General features: G+C 61.3%; 23 protein-coding genes, 1 tRNA gene and 1 pseudogene. 16 read left to right on the top strand and 9 right to left on the bottom strand.

Going from position 1 to position 23,902, the window contains the following annotated elements:
• Positions 1 to 96: 96 nt before the first annotated feature.
• Positions 97 to 978, bottom strand: coding sequence for a peptidylprolyl isomerase (locus tag GGI60_RS30095; RefSeq protein WP_183917077.1), 882 nt, complete (start codon positions 976 to 978; stop codon positions 97 to 99).
• A 246-nt stretch (positions 979 to 1,224) separates the two neighbouring features.
• Here GGI60_RS30095 and secA point away from each other — a divergent pair, with 246 nt between their 5' ends.
• The 3 genes from secA (at position 1,225) to GGI60_RS30110 (ending at position 6,811) form a co-directional block, all read left to right on the top strand.
• Positions 1,225 to 3,939, top strand: coding sequence for a preprotein translocase subunit SecA (secA, locus tag GGI60_RS30100; protein ID WP_183917079.1), 2,715 nt, complete (start codon positions 1,225 to 1,227; stop codon positions 3,937 to 3,939).
• A 178-nt stretch (positions 3,940 to 4,117) separates the two neighbouring features.
• Complete coding sequence (locus GGI60_RS30105; RefSeq protein ID WP_183917082.1) at positions 4,118 to 5,533, top strand: lipopolysaccharide biosynthesis protein; 1,416 nt, start codon at positions 4,118 to 4,120, stop codon at positions 5,531 to 5,533.
• Positions 5,534 to 6,811, top strand: coding sequence for a GNAT family N-acetyltransferase (locus tag GGI60_RS30110; RefSeq protein WP_183917084.1), 1,278 nt, complete (start codon positions 5,534 to 5,536; stop codon positions 6,809 to 6,811).
• Here the strand turns inward: GGI60_RS30110 and GGI60_RS30115 are convergent.
• Positions 6,808 to 8,436, bottom strand: a complete 1,629-nt coding sequence (locus GGI60_RS30115; RefSeq protein ID WP_183917086.1) for an AMP-binding protein — start codon at positions 8,434 to 8,436, stop codon at positions 6,808 to 6,810. The genes GGI60_RS30110 and GGI60_RS30115 overlap by 4 nt on opposite strands.
• Positions 8,437 to 8,636: 200 nt before the next feature.
• On the opposite strand from GGI60_RS30115, the gene GGI60_RS30120 reads away from it, so the two are divergent.
• Together GGI60_RS30120 and GGI60_RS30125 are read left to right on the top strand one after the other, a co-directional pair.
• Positions 8,637 to 9,617 (top strand): aldo/keto reductase, encoded by a 981-nt coding sequence (locus tag GGI60_RS30120; protein WP_183917088.1) that lies wholly within the window; start codon positions 8,637 to 8,639, stop codon positions 9,615 to 9,617.
• A 130-nt stretch (positions 9,618 to 9,747) separates the two neighbouring features.
• The gene (locus tag GGI60_RS30125; RefSeq protein WP_183917090.1) at positions 9,748 to 10,545 is read left to right on the top strand and encodes a class I SAM-dependent methyltransferase; all 798 of its coding nucleotides are present in this window, start codon (positions 9,748 to 9,750) and stop codon (positions 10,543 to 10,545) included.
• Positions 10,546 to 10,547: 2 nt separating this feature from the next.
• On the opposite strand, the gene GGI60_RS30130 is transcribed toward GGI60_RS30125, so the two are convergent.
• Positions 10,548 to 11,126, bottom strand: coding sequence for a TetR/AcrR family transcriptional regulator (locus GGI60_RS30130; RefSeq protein WP_183917092.1), 579 nt, complete (start codon positions 11,124 to 11,126; stop codon positions 10,548 to 10,550).
• Positions 11,127 to 11,254: 128 nt separating this feature from the next.
• Here GGI60_RS30130 and GGI60_RS30135 point away from each other — a divergent pair, with 128 nt between their 5' ends.
• Positions 11,255 to 12,550, top strand: coding sequence for an MFS transporter (locus GGI60_RS30135; RefSeq protein ID WP_183917094.1), 1,296 nt, complete (start codon positions 11,255 to 11,257; stop codon positions 12,548 to 12,550).
• Positions 12,551 to 12,676: 126 nt separating this feature from the next.
• A tRNA-Leu gene (locus GGI60_RS30140) sits at positions 12,677 to 12,761 on the top strand.
• Positions 12,762 to 12,957: 196 nt separating this feature from the next.
• Here GGI60_RS30140 and GGI60_RS30145 read toward each other — a convergent pair.
• A complete protein-coding gene (locus GGI60_RS30145; RefSeq protein ID WP_003589997.1) occupies positions 12,958 to 13,245 on the bottom strand; it encodes a hypothetical protein in 288 nt (95 codons plus the stop codon).
• Positions 13,246 to 13,415: 170 nt separating this feature from the next.
• Positions 13,416 to 13,700: a hypothetical protein gene (locus GGI60_RS30150; protein ID WP_183917096.1), complete on the bottom strand. Its 285-nt coding sequence runs from the start codon at positions 13,698 to 13,700 to the stop codon at positions 13,416 to 13,418.
• Positions 13,701 to 13,912: 212 nt separating this feature from the next.
• Here GGI60_RS30150 and GGI60_RS30155 point away from each other — a divergent pair, with 212 nt between their 5' ends.
• Positions 13,913 to 15,661, top strand: a complete 1,749-nt coding sequence (locus GGI60_RS30155; protein ID WP_183917098.1) for a cation:proton antiporter — start codon at positions 13,913 to 13,915, stop codon at positions 15,659 to 15,661.
• Between the two features lie 59 nt (positions 15,662 to 15,720).
• Here GGI60_RS30155 and GGI60_RS30160 read toward each other — a convergent pair whose 3' ends face one another.
• The gene (locus tag GGI60_RS30160; protein ID WP_183917100.1) at positions 15,721 to 16,011 is read right to left on the bottom strand and encodes a hypothetical protein; all 291 of its coding nucleotides are present in this window, start codon (positions 16,009 to 16,011) and stop codon (positions 15,721 to 15,723) included.
• A gap of 196 nt (positions 16,012 to 16,207) precedes the next feature.
• On the opposite strand from GGI60_RS30160, the gene GGI60_RS30165 reads away from it, so the two are divergent.
• Both GGI60_RS30165 and GGI60_RS30170 read left to right on the top strand, forming a co-directional pair.
• Positions 16,208 to 16,798: a YqaA family protein gene (locus tag GGI60_RS30165; RefSeq protein WP_183917102.1), complete on the top strand. Its 591-nt coding sequence runs from the start codon at positions 16,208 to 16,210 to the stop codon at positions 16,796 to 16,798.
• A 126-nt stretch (positions 16,799 to 16,924) separates the two neighbouring features.
• Complete coding sequence (locus GGI60_RS30170; RefSeq protein WP_183917104.1) at positions 16,925 to 17,440, top strand: disulfide bond formation protein B; 516 nt, start codon at positions 16,925 to 16,927, stop codon at positions 17,438 to 17,440.
• Between the two features lie 110 nt (positions 17,441 to 17,550).
• Here the strand turns inward: GGI60_RS30170 and GGI60_RS30175 are convergent, their stop codons facing one another.
• Positions 17,551 to 18,108, bottom strand: coding sequence for an HNH endonuclease (locus tag GGI60_RS30175; RefSeq protein ID WP_010031546.1), 558 nt, complete (start codon positions 18,106 to 18,108; stop codon positions 17,551 to 17,553).
• Between the two features lie 111 nt (positions 18,109 to 18,219).
• Positions 18,220 to 18,864, bottom strand: coding sequence for a DNA-3-methyladenine glycosylase (locus GGI60_RS30180; RefSeq protein WP_183917692.1), 645 nt, complete (start codon positions 18,862 to 18,864; stop codon positions 18,220 to 18,222).
• Between the two features lie 47 nt (positions 18,865 to 18,911).
• Here GGI60_RS30180 and gluQRS point away from each other — a divergent pair, with 47 nt between their 5' ends.
• Positions 18,912 to 19,793, top strand: a complete 882-nt coding sequence (gene gluQRS / locus GGI60_RS30185) for a tRNA glutamyl-Q(34) synthetase GluQRS (RefSeq protein WP_183917107.1) — start codon at positions 18,912 to 18,914, stop codon at positions 19,791 to 19,793.
• On the opposite strand, the gene GGI60_RS30190 is transcribed toward gluQRS, so the two are convergent.
• Positions 19,758 to 20,681: a YihY/virulence factor BrkB family protein gene (locus GGI60_RS30190; protein ID WP_183917109.1), complete on the bottom strand. Its 924-nt coding sequence runs from the start codon at positions 20,679 to 20,681 to the stop codon at positions 19,758 to 19,760. The two genes, gluQRS and GGI60_RS30190, sit on opposite strands and share 36 nt — an antisense overlap.
• A 76-nt stretch (positions 20,682 to 20,757) precedes the next feature.
• On the opposite strand from GGI60_RS30190, the gene GGI60_RS30195 reads away from it, so the two are divergent.
• The 5 genes and pseudogenes from GGI60_RS30195 to GGI60_RS30215 all read left to right on the top strand — a co-directional run.
• On the top strand, positions 20,758 to 21,591 hold the full coding sequence (locus tag GGI60_RS30195) for an SDR family oxidoreductase (protein WP_183917111.1): 834 nt from the start codon (positions 20,758 to 20,760) through the stop codon (positions 21,589 to 21,591).
• Between the two features lie 18 nt (positions 21,592 to 21,609).
• Positions 21,610 to 21,813, top strand: a complete 204-nt coding sequence (locus GGI60_RS30200; RefSeq protein WP_064686421.1) for a twin transmembrane helix small protein — start codon at positions 21,610 to 21,612, stop codon at positions 21,811 to 21,813.
• Positions 21,814 to 22,221: 408 nt separating this feature from the next.
• Positions 22,222 to 22,800 carry a cob(I)yrinic acid a,c-diamide adenosyltransferase gene (locus GGI60_RS30205; RefSeq protein ID WP_183917113.1) on the top strand — a complete coding sequence of 193 codons (579 nt, stop codon included), beginning with the start codon at positions 22,222 to 22,224 and terminating at the stop codon, positions 22,798 to 22,800.
• A 33-nt stretch (positions 22,801 to 22,833) separates the two neighbouring features.
• On the top strand, positions 22,834 to 23,622 hold the full coding sequence (locus tag GGI60_RS30210) for a rhomboid family intramembrane serine protease (RefSeq protein ID WP_183917115.1): 789 nt from the start codon (positions 22,834 to 22,836) through the stop codon (positions 23,620 to 23,622).
• 185 nt (positions 23,623 to 23,807) lie between these two features.
• Positions 23,808 to 23,902, top strand: a pseudogene (locus GGI60_RS30215) (electron transfer flavoprotein subunit beta/FixA family protein); the annotation flags it as partial.

Here is a 23,902-nt window from a genome sequence, read left to right on the forward strand (position 1 = left end):
GCATTTCCCGGCGAAATGGAAACCGGTTCGCCGTCCGGAAATGCGACAACAACAACGATAAGGAAGGGCCCGGAAGAACCGGGCCCTGATGCGATATTACTGCTTCGGCGCCGGTTGGGCAGGCTCGCTACCCGGCTCCGGCTGCTTGTTGGCCTGATCATAACCCTTGCGCAGCGTCTCGTCCGAGATCTCGATCTTGGCGGACGTCTTGGCCTGGTTCAGGAGGGCGAGATACTTGTCGCGCATGACGAGCTGGCGAACCTGATCCTGCACCTGATCGAAAGGCGGCGGCGGAGCGTCGCGCTTGTCCTCGACCTTGATGACATGATAGCCGAAGTCGGTCTTCACCGGGGTCTTGGAATAGGCGCCCTTCTCGAGCGCGAAGGCTGCGTCCTCGAATTCCTTGACCATGCGGCCACGCGAGAAATAGCCGAGATCGCCGCCTTCCGACTTGTTCGGATCGGTGGATTTTTCCTTGGCGAGTTCGGCGAAATCCTTGCCGGCATCGAGCTGCTTGATGATCTCCTTGGCTTCGTCCTCGGTCTTGACGAGGATATGGCGGGCGTGGACTTCCTCCTGCTTCGGCAGGGCCGCGACTTCCTTGTCGTAGCGCGCCTTGATTTCTTCGGGCGTCACAGTGTCGACGACATGCTTCTTGAAATAAGCGTTATGCAGCTCGCGATCGGAGAGATACTGCATGCGCTTCTTGAATTCTTCGGTCTGGTCGAGCTTTTCGGTGATGGCGTCGGCAGCAAGGAGCTTCACGTCGATGGCGGCGGAGAGAGCTGCGACCTTCTTCTGGTCGTCGGGAAGCTGCGCCAGCTGCGGATCGAGATTGGCGACGGCAAGATCGAGTTCCGACTGGTGGATCTCCAGATTGCCGACTTTGGCGACGACAGCGTCCTCTGCATGGGCCGGAGTCTGGAATGCAACGAAAGTTGCAAACGCCAGCAGGGCGAATTTATTGGTGCTCAACATCAAATAACCCTTCACAGTTTCATCGCCGGCGTCAGCATCGCCTATTCCAGCTCAAAATAGCCATCAACACCGGATTGTGGCCTTTCTGTATCCGCCAAATCCGTTGACATCATTCGACCCCCCTCTTATCTGTCACGCAACCTCGCGTCCAGAACAGTTTCCGGGCGTTTCAAGGCGTGCGCCTGATTTTCGGCTGGGCCGCGGACAAGAAACGTCGCGGATGAATATTGAGAAAGGACCAGTCACATGGTCAGCTTTGGCGGTATAGCCCGCAAGTTATTTGGGTCGTCCAATGATCGCCGCGTGCGGTCCTTCCAGCCGAACGTCACCGCGATCAATTCCATCGAAGAGAAGACGAAAGCCCTGACGGACGAGCAGCTCGCGGCAAAGACCGCGGAATTCCGCGCTCTTCTGGCCGAAGGCAAGACGCTCGACGACATTCTGATCCCCGCCTTTGCCGTCGTGCGCGAGGCTTCGCGCCGCGTTCTTGGCCTGCGACCTTTTGACGTACAGCTGATCGGCGGCATGATCCTGCACTCGAATGCGATCGCCGAGATGAAGACCGGCGAAGGCAAGACCCTCGTCGCCACCCTGCCGGTCTATCTGAACGCGCTTTCTGGCAAGGGCGTGCACGTCGTCACCGTCAACGATTATCTCGCGCAGCGCGACGCCGCGACCATGGGCCGTGTCTATGGCTTCCTCGGCATGACCACGGGTGTCATTGTCCACGGTCTCTCCGACGAGGAGCGCCGCGCCGCCTACGCCTGCGACATCACCTATGCCACCAACAACGAGCTCGGCTTCGATTATCTGCGCGACAATATGAAGTACGAGAAGAACCAGATGGTCCAGCGCGGCCACAACTTCGCGATCGTCGACGAAGTGGACTCGATCCTCGTCGACGAGGCGCGCACGCCGCTGATTATCTCCGGCCCGCTCGACGACCGTTCCGAACTCTACAATACGATCGACGCCTTCATTCCGCTGCTCGCCCCCAGCGATTACGAGATCGACGAAAAGCAGCGCTCCGCCAACTTCTCCGAAGAGGGCACCGAGAAGCTGGAGAACCTGCTCCGCCAGGCCGGCCTCTTGAAGGGCAACGCGCTCTACGACATCGAGAATGTTGCGATCGTCCATCACATCAACAATGCACTGAAGGCCCACAAGCTCTTCCAGCGCGACAAGGACTATATCGTCCGCAACGACGAAGTCGTCATCATCGACGAGTTCACCGGCCGCATGATGCCGGGCCGGCGTTATTCGGAAGGCCAGCACCAGGCGCTCGAAGCCAAGGAAAAGGTGCAGATCCAGCCGGAAAACCAGACGCTGGCCTCGATCACCTTCCAGAATTATTTCCGCATGTACGACAAGCTCGCCGGCATGACCGGCACGGCGCAGACGGAAGCAGAAGAATTCGGCAATATCTACAATCTCGATGTCATCGAGGTCCCGACCAACCTGCCGATCAAGCGTATCGATGAGGACGACGAGGTCTACCGGACCTTCGACGAAAAGTTCAAGGCGATCATCGAGGAGATCCTTGACGCCCACAAGCGCGGCCAGCCGGTGCTCGTCGGCACAACCTCGATCGAGAAATCGGAACTGCTCGCCGAGCGCATGCGCAAGCAGGGCTTCAATGACTTCCAGGTGCTGAACGCCCGCTACCACGAGCAGGAGGCCTATATCGTCGCGCAAGCCGGCGTGCCGGGCGCCGTCACGATCGCCACTAACATGGCCGGCCGCGGCACCGACATCCAGCTTGGCGGCAACCTGGAAATGCGCATCGAGCGCGAACTTGGCGAGATGGAAGCCGGTCCGGAGCGTGATGCCCGCATCCAGGCGATCGTCGAAGAGATCAAGGAACTCAAGCAGAAGGCGCTCGCCGCCGGCGGCCTCTATGTCATCGCCACCGAACGCCATGAAAGCCGCCGCATCGACAACCAGCTGCGCGGCCGCTCCGGCCGCCAGGGCGACCCAGGCCGTTCGAAATTCTACCTTTCGCTTCAGGACGACCTGATGCGCATCTTCGGCTCCGACCGCATGGACAGCATGCTGACCAAGCTGGGCCTCAAGGAGGGCGAGGCGATCGTCCATCCCTGGATCAACAAGGCGCTGGAGCGCGCGCAGAAGAAGGTCGAAGCTCGCAACTTCGACATTCGCAAGAACCTGCTGAAGTATGACGACGTTCTGAACGATCAGCGCAAGGTGATCTTCGAGCAGCGTCTCGAACTGATGGAATCGACCAACATTTCGGAGACCGTCTCCGACATGCGCCGCGAAGTGATTGAGGATCTGGTCGAAAAGCATATCCCCGAACGCGCCTATGCTGAACAATGGGACGCCGTCGGCCTGAAGACCGGCGTCACCAATATCCTCAATCTCGATCTGCCGATCGAGGATTGGTTCAAGGAGGAAGGCATCGGCGAGGACGACATCCGCGAGCGCCTGACGGAAGCCGCCAATGCCGCCTTTACAGAGAAGGCCGAGCGTTTTGGCGCCGACATCATGCATTATGTCGAGCGCTCGATCGTCATGCAGACGCTCGACCATCTCTGGCGCGAGCATATCGTCAACCTCGACCATCTGCGCTCGGTCATCGGTTTCCGCGGCTATGCCCAGCGCGATCCGCTGCAGGAATACAAGTCGGAAGCCTTCGAACTCTTCACCGGCCTGCTCAACAATCTGCGCGAGGCCGTTACCGCCCAACTGATGCGCGTCGAGCTGGTGCAGCAGGCGCCGGCCGAACCCGAACCGCCGCTGATGCAGGCCCATCATCTCGATCCGATGACCGGTGAGGACAATTTCGCTCCGATCTACCAAGCCTCCGAAGTGACGGTCGCGCCTGAGAACCGCAATCCCGAGGACCCCGCCACCTGGGGCAAGGTCGGCCGCAACGAGGCCTGCCCCTGCGGCTCCGGCAAAAAATACAAACATTGCCACGGCGCCTTCGAACAGGTCTGAGGCAAACACGACAAATCTGAAAATGCCGCCTTCGGGCGGCATTTGCTTTTGTGCGGCAACGCCGGGCAACTGGAGTTCCAGGCCCGCGGACCGCGGCTGTTCCGGAACCGTTTCTTAACCCTGCTCTGTCAAGACTTCGGGGACGATTTGCCTGACCTCAGAGTTATGCGTGTTCATCATGGCGGTCATAGAAACAGCGGAGAAAATGCTGCCGGCGGGACTGCGCCCGATCGGCGGCCGAACGCTGCGCATGCTCGCGGCCGTGCTGACCGAGGGCGGCGAGAAGGCCGCCGCCCAGCGCATGGCGCTGACGGCCTTTTCGATCCGCATCCTCAGCGCCGCACTCGCCTTCGTCTCCCAGATCGTGCTCGCCCGGCTGATGGGCGAATATGAATACGGCATCTTCGTTTTCGTCTGGGTGCTGGTCGTCGTCTTCGGCGACCTCTCCTGCCTTGGCTTCCACACCGCGATCATCCGCTTTCTGCCGCAGTACAAGGCGGCGGGCGCCTTCGAGGAAATCCGCGGCCTCACAGGTATGGCACGGATCTTCGCGCTGCTGTCCGGCACGGCGATGCTTGCCGCCGGCATGCTCGGGCTGCATTTCTTCGGTGATCTGATCGAGCCCTATTATTTCGTCCCGATCTTCCTCGGCCTGTTTGCCATGCCGATGATCGCGCTTGGCGATATCCTGGAGGGCACCTCGCGGGCGAACCACTGGCCGGTGATGGCGCTGAGTCCGGTCTATATAATCCGGCCGATCCTCATCATCGCCTGCATGCTGATTGCGATTGTCATGGGCGCGGAGCATACGGCTGTCACCGCCATGCAGGCCGCGCTCGTGGCCACCTTCGTCACCGCACTCGGCCAATATGGCGCGACTCTTTACCGCCTCCGCCGGCATTATGACGACGGTCCGCGCAAGGTCGATTTCCTTGCCTGGCTCAGTGTCGCCTTCCCGATCTTCCTGATCGAGGGCGTCAGCTTCCTGCTGACCAATTCCGACGTCGTCGTTGTCGGCATTTTCCTCGAGCCGCATGACGTCGCCATCTATTTCGCCGCCGCCAAGACCATGGCGCTGGTGCATTTCATCAACTTCTCGGTCAAGGCCGCTTCCGGCCCGCGTTTTTCCTCGATCATCGCTGAGGGCGACCATGCCCAGCTGGCGAGCGCCGCTGCCGATGCCGCCCGCTGGACCTTCTGGCCGGCGCTCGGCGTCGGTCTTGCCGTTCTCGGGACTGGCCATCTGCTGCTGTCGCTGTTCGGCGGCGCCTTCACTGCGGGTTATCTGGTCATGGCGATCCTGCTTGCCGGCATCCTCGCCAAATCGCTGGTCGGCCCGGCCGAAACGCTGCTGATGATGGCCGGCAAGCAGAATCTCTGCGTCACGCTCTATGCCGGGGCATTGGCCGCCAATGTGGGTCTCAACCTCGCTTTGATCCCGCATTACGGCATCGAAGGCACCGCGATTGCCACCGCCTCCGCCATGGCGGTCGAGGCTATTCTTCTGCATGTCGCCGTGCGCCGCACGCTCGGCATCGTCCTCTTCGCCTTTGCCAGCCCCTCCGCCGCAACGCCAGAAATGAGAGTTCGATAGATGGTGCGTCCGCCCCCCGTCACCGAAAGCACCGACAGCATCACCAACCGCATGATCCATGATCTCGCGTCGCTGCATTTCGAGGCACCGCAGGCCGAGGCCCGTGCCGAGATCGGCCGGCCCGGACGCGAACTTTGCCTCTATCCCGGCAAGCTCGGCTACGACCTTCAGGACGAGCTCGACTTCCTCTCCAACCGGGCGATGGAGCCGAACGTCTTTTTCTCCGGCCGCTTCCTTGCGCCCGCCATGCCGCGGCTCGAAGACAGGCAGGTGAATTTCGCCCTGATCCGCGACCACAATGCCGGCCGGAGCCGCATGCGTTTCCTGCTGCCGTTTTCTGTCGACAAGCCGGGCTTTGCCGTCGGTCCCTCGATCATCCGCGGCTGGTCGAACAGCTTCGGCCCGCTCGGCACGCCGCTTGTCGACAGCGAGGATGCGGCCGAAACCCTCGACAATTTCTTCGAGGGGCTGACCATCCGCGATCTCAACCTGCCCAGTACCCTGGTCCTGCCGGATCTGAGATTGAACGGAATTTTCGTGCGCATGCTAAAGGCCGTGGCGCTCGGTCGCAATTTGCCGCTCACCGTGACCAATCCCTATCTGCGCCCGATGCTGCAGAGCGACGAAGAGGCGCCTGCCTATCTGAACAAGACCATCTCCTCCTCGCATATGCGCGAGATGCGCCGCCAGTGGCGTCTGCTGGAGGAACTCGGAACGGCGGCCTATGCCGTCGCCCGCCAGCCGCGCGAAATCCACGTCCGCTTCGAAGAATTCCTGGCGATGGAAGCCGGCGGCTGGAAGGGCAAGCGGCGGAGCGCTCTCGTCACCGACCGCTATCATACCGCCTTCGCCCGCGAGGCCGTGTCGAACCTTGCCGCCGTCGACGCCGTGCGCATTCATACGATCGACCTCAACGGCAAGGCGATCGCCGCGATCGTCGTGTTGATGATGGGCGGCGAGGCTTATACCTGGAAGACAGCCTATGACGAAAACTATGCCCGCTATTCTCCGGGCAAGCTTTTGATGAGCGAACTCACCGAATGGCATCTCGACGATGCCAATATCGTCCGCTCCGATTCCTGCGCCGTTTCCGACCATCCGATCATGAGCCGGTTCTGGCAGGAGCGCGAGGAGATGGGAACCCTGGTGATCGGCCTGAAGCAGAACGGCGACCGGGACATGCGCCAAGTGGCCGCCCAGCTCCACATGTACCGCAGCACCCGCAACATGGCAAAGGTGCTGCGGGAAAAGATCATGTCGCTCGCCGGCCGGGGCTAACCTTCCCTCGCAGCTTTCTCTCGCAGCAGCCGGCGGATCACCTTGCCGGTCGTGGTCAGCGGCAATGATTCGACGAATTCCACCTCGCGCGGATATTCGTGCATCGAGAGCCGCATCTTCACCCAGTCCCTGATATCGACGGCCAGCGCCTCGCTTGGCGAATGGCCCGGCGCCAGCACTATATAGGCTTTGACGATCTCGGTGCGCATGGCATCGGGTTTGCCGACGGCGGCGGCAAGCTGCACGGCGGGATGGCCGATCAGGCAATCCTCGATTTCCGCCGGGCCGATGCGATATCCGGATGAGGTGATGACGTCGTCGTCGCGGCCCTCGAAGGTGACGTAGCCGTCTGCGTCCTGCCGGCCGATATCGCCGGTGAGCAGCCAGCCCTTGGCGAATTTTCGTGTCGTCGCCGCCGTATCGTTCCAATAGCCGAGGAACATGACGGGATCGGGACTGGCGATGGCGATCTGGCCCGGCTCGCCCGCCGGCAATTCATCGCCGGCCTCATTGACGATCGCAACGCGGTGTCCGGGCACCGCCCGGCCGATAGAACCGGCCTTGCTGACATCATAGGCAGCACCCGACGAGAGCACGAAATTGCATTCCGTCTGGCCGTAGAATTCATTGACGGTGATGCCGAGCGTGCGCCGCGCCCACTCATAGGTCTCGCGGCCGAGCGCCTCCCCGGCCGAGCCGATTGTGCGCAGCACCAGATCATATTTCGAGCGGGGATCGGAAACGGATCGCATCAGCCTCAGCGCCGTCGGCGGGATGAAGGCATTGCGCACATCCATCTCCGCCATGATCCGATAGGCCATATCAGCATCGAATTTCTGCGCCGGCGACGAGACGACGGGAACCCCGAGCAAAAGGCTCGGCAGCAGTGCATTGAGCAGACCACCCGCCCAGGCCCAGTCGGACGGCGTCCAGACCTTGTCGCCCACCTTTGGAAAACCCTCATGGGCGAACTGCATGCCGGGAATATGGCCGGGCAGAACACGGTGACCATGCAACGCGCCTTTCGGCGGCCCCGTTGTGCCCGAGGTGAAGATCATCAGCGCCGGATCGTCGGGCGTTGTCTTTTCTCCTTCGAAGACCGGCGCATACGATACGATGAGATCGGCAAAGGAGAGAGCGTCGGGAGCGCCATCGACGCTGATCACATGCCGCAGTTCCGGCAGACGATCGCGGATTTGCCGGATACGATCGAGGCCGAAATCATTGGTGACGATTGCCGCCGCACCCGATATCCGCAACCGATACTCCAGCGCCTCGACGCCGAACAGCAACGCCAGCGGCAAGGCGATCGCGCCCATCTTATAGATCGCGACATGCGCGACCACGGTCTCGAAGGACTGGGGCATCAGCAAAGCAACGCGATCACCGCGATTGATACCGAGCGATGCCAGCGCATTGGCGAACATGGAAGAGCTGCCGGAAAGCTCGCCATAGGTCAGCGAAAGATGGTCGCCGTCCGGACTGAAATGTTCGAGACAGACACGCTCCGGATCTCTCGCCGCCCAATCGTCGCTGACGGCGCGGCCGATATTGAAGTCTTCCGGAATCCGCCAGGAGAAATCACGATAGAGATCGTCGTAACGATCATGGGAGGGCAGTCGCATAGTCTGGCTTCCGGTGAAATGCTGCAGCAGCTAACACCTTGCGGCGCGGATGTGCAAGCCGACGACGGAACCGGCGGCCCTATCACGTAACATTGTACGCATCGCCGCACCGATTCCGCGTGCGCCTCCCTGCGACTTTGAGGGTTTCGCACTAGATCATGAAACGCCGTACGGGGTGTCTCAATTCACGGAGTCGTTTCATGGAATACGTCAAATTTGGAAAGACCGGTCTCGAAGTGTCGAAAATCTGTCTGGGCTGCATGACCTTCGGCGATCCGGGCCGCGGCAATCATGCCTGGAGCCTGCGCGAAGAGGAAAGCCGGACGATGATCAGGCAGGCGATCGACCTCGGCATCAATTTTCTCGACACCGCCAACACCTATTCCAACGGTTCTTCAGAGGAGATCGTCGGGCGCGCCATCAAGGACTTCGCCAAGCGCGAAGATATCGTGCTGGCGACCAAGGTGTTCAACCGCATGCGGCCGGGTCCGAACGGCGCCGGCCTGTCACGCAAGGCGATCCTCGAGGAGATCGACAATAGTCTTCGCCGTCTCGGCACCGACTATGTCGACCTCTACCAGATCCACCGTTTCGACTACACGACGCCGATCGAGGAAACGCTGGAAGCGCTGCATGACGTCGTCAAAGCGGGCAAGGCGCGTTATATCGGCGCCTCGTCGATGTATGCCTGGCAATTCGCCAAGGCGCTTTACGTCTCCCGGCTGAACGGCTGGACGGAATTCGTCAGCATGCAGAACCATCTGAACCTGCTCTACCGCGAGGAGGAGCGCGAAATGCTGCCGCTCTGCGAAGACCAGAAGATCGCCGTCATTCCCTGGAGCCCGCTGGCCCGCGGCCGTCTGACCCGTGACTGGGACGAGACGACGGCGCGCAGCGAGACCGACGAATTCGGCAAGACGCTCTACACGCAATCGATCGATGCCGACCGCAGGATCGTCGAGGCGGTGGCCGACATCGCCAGCGCCCGCGGCATTTCCCGCGCCCAGGTCGCCACCGCCTGGATCCTGCAGAAGAGCGTGGTGTCCGCCCCGATCATCGGCGCGTCCAAACCGAACCACCTGACGGACGCCGTCGCTTCGCTCACGGTCAAGCTCACTGCCGAGGAAATCGCCATATTGGAAGCACCCTATATTCCGCATGCCGTCGCCGGCTTCAAATAGCCGCATCCCTCTTCTCAGCGCCCTCATAAAGGCAGATCCTCTCCCGACCGCGGTAGAGGATCGGGATACGACACACGCCGGTTACAGTTCCGTCCTGGCACTTGCCTGAAATATCGAGGAATCGTCCATCATGACCACCGTTCCTTTCGAGCCCCGCCGCTTCCGCACCACCGCCGCCTATTACAGCCGTTTCCGCATTCCCTATCCCGACGCGCTGATCGAACGCGTGACCGCCAGAACTGGCCTTCGGCCAGGCGACCGCCTGCTCGATCTCGGCTGCGGACCGGGCCAGATCGGCATCGCCTTCGCCCGCCTTGCCGGTGCCGACGTCACCGGTCTCGATCCGGAGCCGGAAATGCTGGACGCGGCCCGCGAGGGCGCGGCGGCAGCCGGTATTCACGTCGAATTCGTCCTCGGCTCCTCCTACGATCTCGGCCCCGCCTTCGGACCTTTGAAGATCACGACCATGGGCCGCTCGTTCCACTGGATGGACCGCGCCGCAACGCTTGCGACGCTGGACAGGCTGACTGAGCCGGAGGGCGCCGTCATCCTTTTCGGCGACAGCCACATCTCCGCCTCGCCCGCCTGGCGCGACGTTTTGGAAAAGATCTCGGAACGCTTTTCGCCGGAACCGATCAGAACAGAACGACAGCTTCGCCGCGGGCCGGACTGGATAAAGCACGAGGAATTTCTGCTGCGCTCCGCCTTCCGCAATCTCGAACGGATCGGCATCGTCACCGAGCGGCTGCTCGATGCTGACGAGATCATCGGCCGTGCCTTCTCCATGTCGGTCACTTCGCCGCAGGCGCTCGGCGAGAGCACGGCCGAACTCGAACAGGCCTTACGAAACGAGCTCGCCGCTCTCTCGCCGGACGGAAAATTCACCGAGATCATCGAGGCCAACGCCCTCATCGCCTCCCGCGACTGAGCCTATGGCCGGTTGGCAGGATCGAGCTGCCGGCGCATCGTCACCAGAAACTGCTCGGCAAGCCCGCGGTCCTCGACTGCCCGGGCAAGGATGACCGCGCCCATCATCGATGACAGCGTCGTTGCTGCATTGGCCCGGCGTTCCTCTTCGCTCTCGCCGGGAACAATATCGGCGAGCGTATCGACCAGCACGGATAGCCCATCGCTGAAAACGGCGCGAACCGCGCCGCGGCTGCGGCTCACCTCCTGGATCAGTGTTGCGAAGACGCAGCTGCCACCGGGATCATCAACCGTGCGCCAGTGAATATAATGGTCGAGAAGCGTTTCGAGCGGCCGATCCGGCGAACTGGCGATATGTTCCTTCCAGCGCTCTTCTACCCGATCGATCAGTTTGCGGCTGACCTCCAGCGCCAGCTCATCCTTGGAGCTGAAGTGACCGTAAAAGCCGCCATGCGTCAGTCCCGCCGCCTTCATGATGTCGGCAACGCCGACGCCGTCAAAACCGTTTTCCCGGAAGAGCACACCGGCAACACTCAGAATCTTCTCGCGGTTTTCGGCAAATTTCTCGCGGCTGACCCGCATCGTCGTCTCCAGAAATAGCGGCTTGACAAATTATATGATGTCCATCATCAATACGCAAGAAATATGATGACCATCATGTAAATCGGTCCAGTATCTCCGCCAATCTGAATCCCAACGGAATCGCGCACATGGTTTCCACAGCCCTTGCCTCCACCCTTGCCCGGCGCAACATTCATTACGGTTGGGTCGTCGTTGCCGCCACCTTCCTCACCATGCTGGTGACGGCGGGCGCCATGGGCGCGCCCGGCGTGCTCATCAAGCCGCTGCAGGACGAATTTGGCTGGGAAACCTCGCAGATTTCCTCCGCACTTGCGATCCGCCTGATCCTTTTCGGCTTCATGGGGCCGTTTGCCGCCGCCTTCATGAATTATTTCGGTGTGCGCAAGGTCATCGTCTTTGCATTGACGCTGATCGGCATAGGCTTCGTCGGCTCGCTGTTCATGACGACGTTGTGGCAGCTCCTGCTGCTCTGGGGCATCGTCGTCGGCTTCGGCACCGGATTGACCGCCATGGTGCTCGCCGCGACGGTGTCAACGCGCTGGTTTACCAAGCATCGCGGTCTCGTCGTCGGCATGCTTTCGGCGAGTTCTGCCACCGGCCAGCTCGTTTTCCTGCCGCTGATGGCGGAGCTGACGGAGCGTTACGGCTGGCGCTCGACGGTGTTTTTTGTCTGCGCCATGATCATGGTCGCGGCCCTTGCCGTTCTCGCCTTCATGCGCGACCGGCCGGCTGACGTCAATTTGCCCTCTCTGGGTGAGGCGCATGTGACGCCGGCACCGGCCAGGCCGACGCTCGGTGCCGCCCTGATGACGCCGATCACCACGCTGCGCGAGATTTCGACGACCTCGACCTTCTGGATCCTCTTTGCCACCTTCTTCATCTGCGGCCTCAGCACCAATGGCCTGATTCAGACCCATTTCGTCACCCTCTGCGGCGATTTCGGAATCGTGCCGGTGGCCGCCGCCAGCGTGCTTGCCGTCATGGGCATCTTCGATTTCTTCGGCACCATAGGCTCCGGCTGGCTGTCCGACCGGTTCGACAATCGCTGGCTGCTGTTCTGGTACTACGGCCTGCGCGGCCTGTCGCTACTCTATCTGCCCTTCAGCGATTTCAGCTTCTACGGCCTTTCGATCTTTGCCATCTTCTATGGCCTCGACTGGATCGCCACCGTGCCGCCGACCGTCAAGATCGCCGCCGACCGCTTCGGCCGTGAAAAGGCCGGCCTCGTCTTCGGCTGGGTCTTTGCTGGCCATCAGCTGGGCGCCGCCACCGCCGCCTATGGCGCCGGCCTCTCGCGCACGGAACTGTCGAGCTATCTGCCCGCCTTCTTCGTCGCCGGCGCCTTCTGCCTGCTGGCCTCGATCCTGGCGATCACGCTGAAGAAGTCAGGTCTGCCGAGTGCCGCCCCTGCCGCGGCCCACTGATCTCAGAGAGGACCCGGTCTGGAAACAAGGCTGGGTCTCTCCACCGGATTGCCGCGATAACTTCGTTCGTCCGTCTTGCATGCGCAGGCGCACACATGTTAGACACCCGCCTCGTCGGTATCCGTTGCCCCATTGGCGGAATTGGTAGACGCGCTCGACTCAAAATCGAGTTTCGAAAGAAGTGCTGGTTCGACCCCGGCATGGGGCACCAGCCTCCTCTCTGTGAGCTTCGTCTCGGAGCCCGGAGCTCACAGAGCGGAGGATGTCGCGCCGCAGTTCCATCAGGAACGAAGGCGGACTGGTTCGATAGCGCTCCGGTTGGCAGCACCATCATTACGATGCGCCGCGTAGCCCATGCTTCAAAGAGCTGACGCGGGAGCACCGAACGAACTCCTATCCGAATAAAACTACTTGTTTTTCAGCAGCCACATCTTGCCGGCCATGGTGATGCCGTAGACGTCTTTCGAGACATCGTCATCCAGGTGCCGCCGCTCGAGGAAACCCGGCTCCTTCAGCTCGCCCAGCGTCTTGGCGGTGACCGATTTGATTTTCTGAGGCCGCTCTTTCCAACGGTCATTTTTCGCGTAAGTTACCGTCGCGTTCTGATGCGTCCATTTATTGGCAGGTTGAGGGTAAAGGTCTCCATCCCTGGCCAGTTTCAGTGCGGCGATCTGGGACGGCGTAAGCTCAATCATACTAAAAGATCCTGTGCAGGAGTTGTTTGCGCTGGGAGTGCGCTTGTACCAAGGGCGTGCTCATAACACCGACGGACGAGTTTCACCACTGCATAGAGAATATGCGCGCCACGAAAGGCGAAAACCCGGCTCTTTGAACCGGGTTTCAAGTCATTGTCGCGGATTTCCGGTTAATTGCAACGCCGGACGGTTTTGGTCACTTCGCCGTCATCGGTCTGGCGGGTGACACTTCTGGTTTCGCAGCCATTGTCGCGATAGCGGCGGTGCTCACGTTCGCGCACCGCACCAAAAGTGACGCCACGCTCGCTGATGGTGATGCCGGGTCTGACCCGTTCATGACGATAACCGTCATCATAGGTACGTTCCCTCACGTATACGCTGTCGGCGAGAACAGGCGCTGCAAACGAGCAGGCGGCAAGGGCCGCTACAGTACAATTCAGGATGATCTTCCGCATGTCGTTTCTCCATTCTTGATGAAAGGGCAACGAGACAAGACGCAACTGGTTCCAACATCGCCGATCGCCCGGGCCCGCCGCAAACGACAGCAGACCAGTTCCACACCTGATCGCAAGGATTGAGAACAAGGGCCGCCACCCGCCAAATCAACTGTTTAATTTTGCGTGTACTTCGTACAGAGTGGCCGCCGCCATCACAGGAAGGGTCGGACGTGCATCAGGAAGTAGGGCTTATCGCAACGGTCGCCGTCAGTTTCGTTTTCGCGGCGATCCTCGGTTATTGCGCTGACCGGCTCCGGCTGCCACCGCTCGTCGGCTATCTCCTCGCCGGCATCCTGATGGGGCCGTTCACGCCCGGCTTCGTTGCAGACACCGCGCTTGCCGGCCAGCTTGCCGAAATGGGCGTCATCCTCCTGATGTTCGGCGTCGGCCTGCATTTTTCCGCCTCCGATCTGCTCGCCGTGCGCGGGCTCGCCGTGCCCGGCGCGATCGGGCGCATCATCCTCGCCACCCTTCTGGGTATTGGTCTCTGCAAACTCTGGGGCTGGAGCCTTGGCGCCGGCCTGGTCTTCGGCCTCAGCCTGTCGGTTGCGAGTACCGTGGTTCTTCTGAAAGCGCTGGAGGAGCGCAATCTCGTCAACGCGCCGAGCGGGCGCGTCGCCGTCGGCTGGCTGATCGTCGAGGATCTGGTGATGGTGCTGGCGCTGGTGATGCTGCCGGCGCTGGCCGAGCTTCTCGGCGGCCACTCGGTCGATACGACCAATCACGGCCTCGGCGAACTGCCGCTGGCGCTGACAATCGGGCTGACCCTGTTGAAGGTGGCGGCCTTCACCGCCATGGCGATCTTCCTCGGCCCTCGTATCGTGCCCTGGCTGCTGACGATGATCGCCCGCACAGGCTCACGCGAACTCTTCACGCTGACCGTGCTGGCAATCGCGCTCGGCATTGCTTTCGGCTCGGCGGCGATCTTCGGCGTCTCTTTTGCGCTCGGCGCCTTCTTCGCCGGCGTCGTCATGAGCGAATCCCAGCTCAGCCACAGGGCGGCCGCCGATTCGCTGCCGTTGCAGAATGCCTTCTCCGTGCTGTTCTTTGTCTCCGTCGGCATGCTCTTCGATCCCTCGATCCTGGTGCGCCAGCCGCTCGCCGTGATCGGTGCCTTGGCGCTCGTCATTCTCGGCAAGGCCGTCATCACCTTCATGATAGTCATGCTGCTGCGCTATCCGATCGGCATAGGGCTGACGCTGGCCGGCGGCCTCGCCCAGATCGGCGAATTTTCCTTCATTCTTGCCGGCCTCGGAGTCTCGCTCGGGCTGCTGCCTCATGAGGGCCAGGATTTGATCCTTGCCGCCGCGATCCTGTCGATCACCCTCAATCCGATCGTGATCTTTGCCAGCGAGGGCCTGAAAAAATATATCCATTCGAAATGGCCCCCACTCTTCGAAAGCTACGGCAGGAAGAGGCAGAAGACACTCGGCAAGGAACTGGAAAAGATCAGGGCGCTCGGTGAGGAGCGCGAACGTCAGCACCAGTTGAAGATGCAGCAGCTGATCGAAACCTTCCCGCTGTTTTCCCAGGTCGGCGAGGACGCACAGGAGGAGTTGCTGTTGCTCTTCAAGGCAAAGTCAGCCCCGCCCGGCGAACGCGTCATCCGCCGCGGCGACCGCGGCGACAGCATGTATTTCATCTCCTCGGGTGCCGTGGAAGTGCGGCTCGCCAGCGGCGCGATCCGCCTCGAACCGGGTGCCTTCTTCGGCGAGATGGCGCTGTTGAGCGGCGGACGGCGAACGGCCGATGTCATCGCCGTCGACTTCTGCCAGTTCGAAGTCCTTGAGCGACGCGACTTCAACATGTTCATGTCGCACCATCCCAACCTGCGGGCGATCGTCAGCGAAATGGCCCAGAAGCGCACGGAAATGAACGTGCTGCGTCAGCAATGGGAAAAGTCGATGGATCTGTCCTGACGCGCAGACACCCGGAGTTCAGGGGCCAGAACCACCTGCAAACCCGTTGTGCGATGCTGTCAGCCTGCCGGCCAATAGCCGTCGGAACGGAAATCCTCCGGGATTGGATCGAGCCGCGACAGTGTCTCGGCCGCGAAATCGATCTGCAGCGACAAGTATTTCAGAGACGCCAGCATCGGCACGCCGGTCGCGAATTCCCGAACGCGGGACAGATGATAACCGCTTTCGTTCAGCCTCCGGGCGGCTTCTCGACGCACATCGTCCCTGTTCGGTCCCCGTCCCGCTCCGAGCCCGTCATCCAGTTCCACGGCCTGAGCGCGGCCGCCCTCGATCACTTTAAACATTCTCATGCCACCCTGCACGTCGCCCTCAAACCAGCCTGCCTCACAATGGCCGATTCGCCATCTCATGAAATCTTGGGAGAGGCATCAATGTCCGCATCACGAAATTTTTAGGCGGCGGGTGGCACGAAGGACACGGCCAAGCATTTACAGGGCCGCGCACGGCCCCTAAAGCTCTTTTGCACCGCAACAGGAAGGGAACGGAATGCTCCGCAGACTTTACGACTGGACCATGTCTCTGGCCGCGCGCAAATCGGCTGAAGTCTGGCTTGCCGTCATCGCCTTCGTCGAAAGCTCCGTCTTTCTCGTCCCCGCCGATGTGCTTTTCCTGCCGATGGCGCTCGCCAAACCAGAACGCTCCTATCGCTATGCGCTGATTGCGACTATCGCCTCCGTGCTCGGCGGCATCGCCGGCTGGGCGCTCGGCTTTTACGCCTATGAGACGGTGGCGCGGCCAGTTCTCGAATTCTACGGCAAACTCGATGCCTTCGAGCAGATGAAGGCCTATGTCACCTATGAGTGGATCCTGCTGCTGCTCGTCACGTCGGGCCTTGCGCATCTGCCGCCGATCAAGATCGTCACCATCCTGTCCGGCGTCATTCACGTCAATCTGGGCCTTTTCATTGTTTCGGCGATTATTGCCCGCGGCGCCCGTTTCCTCTTCCTCGCCTGGCTGCTGCGCCGCTACGGCGAGCCGATCCGTGAATTCATCGAGAAGCGCCTCGGCCAGCTCGTCGGCATCGGTGCCACTGCGGCAATCGTGCTATATTTCGGCTACCGCTCTTTCGCTCACTAGAGCATTTCCCTTTTCTTCGAATAACGAAGGTGCTCTATCTCTTTTGATTTTACGCAATTCCGGACGCAAAACCGCTTCACACTTTTGCTGGAATTGCTTCAAGCCAAACTCTCGCGGAGCTCCGCCATGACTGCCACCGCCTCACCCCTCGCCCGTCCCGGCTTCATCTATTCCATACTGCTCGCCATCGGCATGGCGGCGGTGGTCGGCGCCGCTATCGGCTTCCAGTATATCGGCGGCTATATTCCCTGCGCACTGTGCCTGCTGCAGCGCCAGCCCTATTACTACGCGATTCCGATCGCCATTCTCGCTGCGATCTGCGAGCTCGCGGGTCTGCCGAACTGGATTTCCCGCGCAATGATTCTCGCAGCCGGCATCCTGATGGTGGTCACCGCAGGCATGGGCGTCTATCACGCCGGCGTCGAATGGCATTTCTGGCCCGGCCCCGCCACCTGCTCGACCACCGCAAGCAGCATGACGACCAATGCCGGCGATCTGCTCGGCGAACTCAATACGATCAAGGGTCCATCCTGCACCGATGCGGCGCTGCGGGTGCTCGGCCTGTCTTTCGCCGGCTGGAACGTGATTGCGGGGATCCTGCTTGCGGCCTTCGCCTTCATCGGCGTGCGCAAGGCCGCCTGAGACAAGTCGCTGCGGACGTGGCCGGGGGGCCGCTGACAACGACGCGGAAGCAAGAGCCAAAGCGCGGCTTGCTGACCACGGTCGATGCGACGCGCTGCAGACGGCTGCGATCAGGGCTGCAGTTCGGTATCCCAGTAGAGATAATCGAGCCAGCTGTCATGCAGATAGTTCGGCGGAAACAGCCGGCCGTTATTGTGCAGGTCCTGCACCGTCGGCTGGTAGGGCTTCTGCGCGGGGAACATGCCTGCCTGCTTCGGAAGCTTGCTGCCCTTGCGCAGATTGCAGGGCGAGCAGGCCGCCACGACATTCTCCCAGGTCGTCTCGCCGCCGTGGGCACGCGGGATGACGTGGTCGAAGGTCAGGTCGTCATGCGAGCCGCAATATTGGCACTCGAACCGATCGCGCAGGAAGACGTTGAACCGGGTGAAGGCTGGATTGCGGGATGGCTGCACATAGGTCTTGAGGCATACGACACTCGGAAGCCGCATCGAAAAACTCGGCGAAGAAACCGAATGTTCATACTCGGCGATGATGTTCACACGGTCGAGAAATACCGCCTTGATCGCGTCCTGCCAGGACCACAGCGACAAGGGGTAATAACTCAGCGGCCGGTAGTCAGCGTTCAGGACGAGCGCTGGCAGGGCCTGCGGGGAGACTGCAATCGTCAAGGGACTCTCCTGATCGATTCGGCATCTGCACCTGTATATTAGGCCGGTTGTTACAGGATTGTGAAGTCCAATAAATTCAGAGGATAAAGGCAATTTAAAGAGCGTTGCCGATCAGCCGACCGGCACCATGTCACGTCGCATTTTCGTGGCGTAGTAAGCCCAGAAAAGCCGGGCTGCCACCGAGCGCCACGGCGACCAGACCTGCGAAAGCTTGGCAAGCGCCTTCGCTTGCGGCCGCGCCGCAAGTCCGAGCGCGGCTCCGACGGCATTCTGCAACGCGACATCGCCGGCCGGAAAGACATCGGCATGGCCGCCGCAGAACATCAGATAGACCTCCGCCGTCCAGGGGCCGACGCCCTTCAGCCCCGTCAGTTCGCCGAGCGCTTCGCCCGGCGGCTTCAGGCAGAGCCCGGAAAGATCGAGGCGGCCGGAGGCAACCGCTTCAGCGATCCGCGTCAGCGTATCGGCCTTGGCGCGCGACAGGCCGAATTCTCGCCATGCCTCGGGGTGAAGCAGCAGGTAAGCGTCCGCCGTCAGCGGGCCATCCGCCGGCAGCATGCGCCGCCAGATCGCCTCGGCGCTGGCGCGCGAAACCATTTGCGATACGATGATATGGGCAAGGCCGGCAAAACCGGCTTCGCGCAGCCGCAGCGGAAGGGGACCTACATCCGCGGCGATCGGTGCAAGGCGCGGATCGAGGCGAAGCAGCGCTTCGAGCCCCAGCCTGACGTCATCGTCGTTGCGGATGATCTGCACCGCGTCCTCCCAGTGGTTCAAAACCAAAATCCGTGGCAGAAGAAAGCATGACCACGAGCGAGCGTCAAAAACCTGTCTTTCGATTTGCGCCGAGCCCCAACGGATCGCTGCATCTCGGCCATGCCCTTTCGGCCTTTTTGAACCGCGACATGGCCGAAGCATTGCATGGCCGCCTGCTGCTGCGCATCGAGGATATCGACCAGGCCCGCTGCACCGCCGAATTCGAGGCCGGCATCCTGAGAGACCTCGACTGGCTTGAGATCGACTGGGAAAGTCCGGTGCGGCGCCAGTCGGAGCATTTTCCGGAGTACCAGGCGGCGCTGCATGCACTGATCGAACGTGGCCTGGTCTATCCGGCTTTTCTGACGCGCGGCGAAGTGAAGGCGCGTGTCGCCGTCTATGAGGCAGCGGGCCAATCCTGGCCGCGCGATCCCGATGGCACGCCGCATTATCCGCCGATTGATCGCGAGCGGCCCGAAACCGAATGGCGGGAGATCCTTTCCTCCGGGAAAAAACATGCCTGGCGGCTCGACATGCGCAAGGCACTCGACCTGATCGGCGAACTGCTGTTCTGGACGGAAATCGGCGACGGCAGGACAGGCGAGATCGCCGCCGAACCTGGCATCTGGGGAGATGTCATCCTGTCGCGCTCGGATGCTCCTTCGAGCTACCATCTGTCGGTGGTCGTCGACGACGCCCTGCAGGGCGTCACCCATGTCGTGCGCGGCCTCGACCTTTTCCACGCCACATCGGTGCACCGGCTGCTGCAGGTTCTGCTCGGCCTGCCGCAGCCCGTCTACCACCATCACCGTCTCATTCTCGACGCCGATGGCCGCAAGCTTTCGAAAAGCGAAGGTGACAGCGGGCTCGCCGAATTGCGTGCCCGAGGCATGTCAGGGACCGACATTCGCCGCCTTGTCGGGCTCTGATGGCCGTTCGACACGCTCTCTGCCGACGATCGAAAGCGTATGCGAGAACATCCGGAAGACGCGGAACTTGATGAGCGCCGCGTTGATCTCCGCTCCGACGATGAAAATGACGCCGACCATGTAGAGGAAGATCAGGACGATCATCACCGAGGCGAGACCGGCATAGGTCGCCGTATAATTGGCGAAGGTGGCGAGATAATAGGCAAAGATCAACGCGCCGGCGAGCCAGAGCAACAGCGTCAGCAAGACCCCCGGAATAACGTCGAACACCCGCCGCTTGCCGGCCGGCAGCCAGAGATGCATGACCAGCAGGCCGACGGTCAGCACGACAAGTGTGCCGTAAATGCGCCAGCTGAAGACGATGTCGAGCGTATCGGCAAACAGCGGCAACCATTTCCGGGCATAGTCGAGCGCCAGTGGTACCGCCACCAGCAGGATACTGATCGCCGCGAAGATGATGACCGCGATCAGCACGTAGCCGAGGCTGGCCAGGCGGGTGAAATACCACGGCCGGCTTTCCTGCACGCGGTAGGCACGATTGAGCGAAATACGCAGCGCTTCGACGCCGTTCGAAGCGAAATAGGCGGCCGCCAGCACCGAGATCGTCAGCAGCCCGCCGCGCTGAATGGTCAGGACCTGCAGCACCTGGTCGGCCAGCGGCTTGGCGATCGCTTCGGGCCAGGTGTCGAAGATCAGATGGATGGCGGTCGAGGAAAACTGATCGGCGCCGAGGAAGCTTGCAAGCGCAGTACCGAAGATCAGGAAAGGGAAAACCGCAAGCAGGCTCGACAGCGCCACGTGGCTTGCCATCGCAAATCCGTCATCCTCGACCATGTGACAGATCGCGTCATAGACCACGTCGTAGATCGTGCGCAGCACCTTCCGCATTCCGTCTCCGGCTTTCCACATTGTATCCTCTGGCCGAATATGGGAAACGAGTCTCATTTTGTACAGGAATCATTCCATGGCGGGAGAGCGCACAATCGTCGTCACCGGCTGCTCCTCCGGCATCGGCGCGCATTGCGCCCGGGCGCTGAAAGCCGATGGCTGGCGCGTCTTTGCGACGGTGCGCAAAACGGATGATCTGCCGGGTCTGGAAGCCGACGGCATTGAAGCCTTGTTGATGGACTATGCCAGGATCGAGACGATTTCCGAGCTGGTCGACACCGTCTTGAAACGCAGCGACGGCCGTATCGACGCGCTCTTCAACAACGGTGCCTACGGCCAACCGGGCGCCGTTGAGGATCTTTCGACGGCAGCGCTGCGCGCCCAGTTCGAAGCGAATTTCTTCGGCTGGCACGAATTGACGCGGCAGGTCATCCCGGCGATGCGCAAACATGGGCAGGGCCGGATCGTCCAATGTTCGTCCATTCTCGGCGTCGTCCCCTATCGCTATCGCGGCGCCTACACCGCCTCCAAATTCGCGCTCGAGGGCCTCAGCATCACCCTGCGCATGGAGCTGCATGGCAGCGGCATCCATGTGAGCCTGATCGAGCCCGGACCGATCGCCACGCGTTTCACTGCCAATGCGCTCGCAAAGATCAAGGAAAACATCGACGTCGAGAACTCGGCGCACGCGGCCGATTATATCAGGCAGTTGGCGAGGCTCGACGGTTCGGGGCCGGTCAATCGTCATAAACTTGGCCCCGAGGCTGTCTATTCGGTATTGAAACACGCATTGAACTCAAAATATCCAAGGCCACATTATCCCGTAACGACTCCGGCTAAACAGGGCATGTTCCTGAAGCGGCTGCTTCCGGCGGACCTCTTCTACCGCCTGATGCGCTGGACGGACTGACTGAGAAAGCTGAATGCCATGTCCACAATCACCTATATCCTCGCGGTCATCGTCATGGGCGTCGTCGCCCTCGTGCTGATCCGCGGCCTCTTCAACATGATGAAGGGCGGCGACGCCAACCTTTCCAACAAGCTGATGCAGCTTCGCGTCCTGCTGCAGGCTGTCGCCGTCATCCTGATCATGCTGACGCTCTGGATCACCGGCGGCGGCCGCCCGACCTGAGGGCTGACCTAACGATAGAGGGGTAAATATGGGTACTATCGCCTCATCGAACTCCCTCATTCCTGTGCTCGTCACAGGAATCCAGCCACCGCGCGTCCGCGCGGTGAATAACAAAATCCGACGTTCTCCCGCGCCCAAGGACTTGGGCGCAGAAGCCCACCGCCACCCTCCGCCATGCTCGGGCTTGACCCGAGGATCCATCCCCGTAGCTGCTGATGGATGCGGTGTGGATGCTCGGGTCAAGCCCGAGCATGACGGAGGGTGGGGTGGGTCGAAGAAACCACTCAGGGCGTATACACCCGTGTCAGGGTCCGCCAGCGCAACCAACAATGTCGGCACCGGGCTGAACCGACTTGATGAGGCAAAACGGGTGAGCGCGACCGCCCTCCCCCCAACACGCGGTGCAGCATGGTGAAACTCAACAAGATTTACACAAAGACCGGCGACGATGGCACGACAGGGCTGGCTTCCGGCCCGCGCCGCCGGAAGGACGATCTGCGCGTCGAGGCCTATGGCACGATCGACGAGGCCAATTCGGCGATCGGCTTGGCGCGGCTTTACACGACAGACCTGGCCGACCTCGACACCATGCTGATGTCGATCCAGAACGATCTCTTCGACCTCGGCGCCGATCTTGCCACGCCCGACACTGGCGAACCACCGGCCTATGAGCCGCTGCGGATTGTCGAGACGCAAGTCGAGCGCATCGAGCGCGATATCGATCGGCTGAACGCCGACCTCAGTCCGCTGAGCTCCTTCATTCTGCCGGGCGGCAGCCCGGCCGCCGCGCATCTGCATCTGGCCCGCACGGTGGCCCGCCGGGCCGAACGGCTGATGGTGACGCTGGGGCGCATGGAGGGCGAAATCGTCGGCGGGGCCGCGATGAAATATATCAACCGGCTTTCAGATTTCCTCTTCGTCGCCGCTCGCCATGCAAATGACCGGGGTCGTGCGGATGTGCTTTGGGTTCCGGGAAAAAACAGATAGGCTTGCCGCGATCACGATTGCCGGGGGGCCTTTATGTTCATACCATTTCATGACGCCAATACGCTTAAACACATCAAGGTTCAGTGGGTGACGTTGGCCTTGATCGCGTTGAATGTCGCGGTCTGGCTCTTTATCAGCCTGGAAAGCGAACAGGCTGCGCAGGCAACAACCGTCGGCCTCGGCTACATCCCGGCAATCGCCTTCGGGCAGGCGCAGTTGGCTGAGGGATTGGACATTGTGCCAGAGCCGCTGACCTATCTCAGCTATGCCTTCGTCCATTCGGGCTTCTGGCATCTCGCCTCCAACATGGTCTTCCTATGGGTCTTCGGCGACAACGTCGAGGATGCGGTGGGGCATATGCGCTTCCTGCTTTTCTACCTCCTCTGCGCGGCCGCCGGCGCGCTTTGCCACGGCTTGCTGACGACAATGCCGGAAGCGCCGCTGGTCGGCGCCTCGGGGGCGATCTCCGGGGTCGTTGCCGCCTATGTCATGCTGCATCCGCGTGTCAAGGTCTGGGTGCTGGTGTTCTTCCGCGTTCCCTTGCCCCTTCCGGCCTTCGTGCCTCTGCTTTTGTGGATCGGCCAGCAGTTCTTCATGCTGGCGGTGGCGCCCGATGGCGACGTCTCCTGGGGCGCCCATGTCGGCGGCATTCTTGCCGGGGCTGTTTTGATCCTGGTGCTGCGTCGTCGCGGCGTACCGCTCTTCGATCGGGAAATAGTGACGCCGCGCGCCGTGAGGAACGAAGCCGGCGTCGGTACGGCCGTTGCCGCCGGCGCGGATGGACGGATCGAGCGTCTACCTTGGGGCCGTGGCCGAGGCTAACAGACATATTGACGTGTACGTCAACGTCCATATATTGCCGACGCAATCCCCTGCCTGCGTCATGCAAGCGTTGTATTTGGGGGAAAAACGCGTATCCATGTCGCCATTCGACAATCGAAGCGGCGCTCGAGCGCGCATTTTCCTTAAAAGCCTCGCTGAAGCCAGTTTTTCTTGAAGGAGACCCCATGAAGATTCTCGTGCCCGTCAAACGGGTTGTCGACTACAACGTGAAGATCCGGGTGAAGCCGGATGGCACGGGTGTCGAGCTTGCCAATGTGAA

The organism is Rhizobium lentis (assembly GCF_014200175.1).
Lineage (GTDB): Bacteria > Pseudomonadota > Alphaproteobacteria > Rhizobiales > Rhizobiaceae > Rhizobium > Rhizobium mulingense.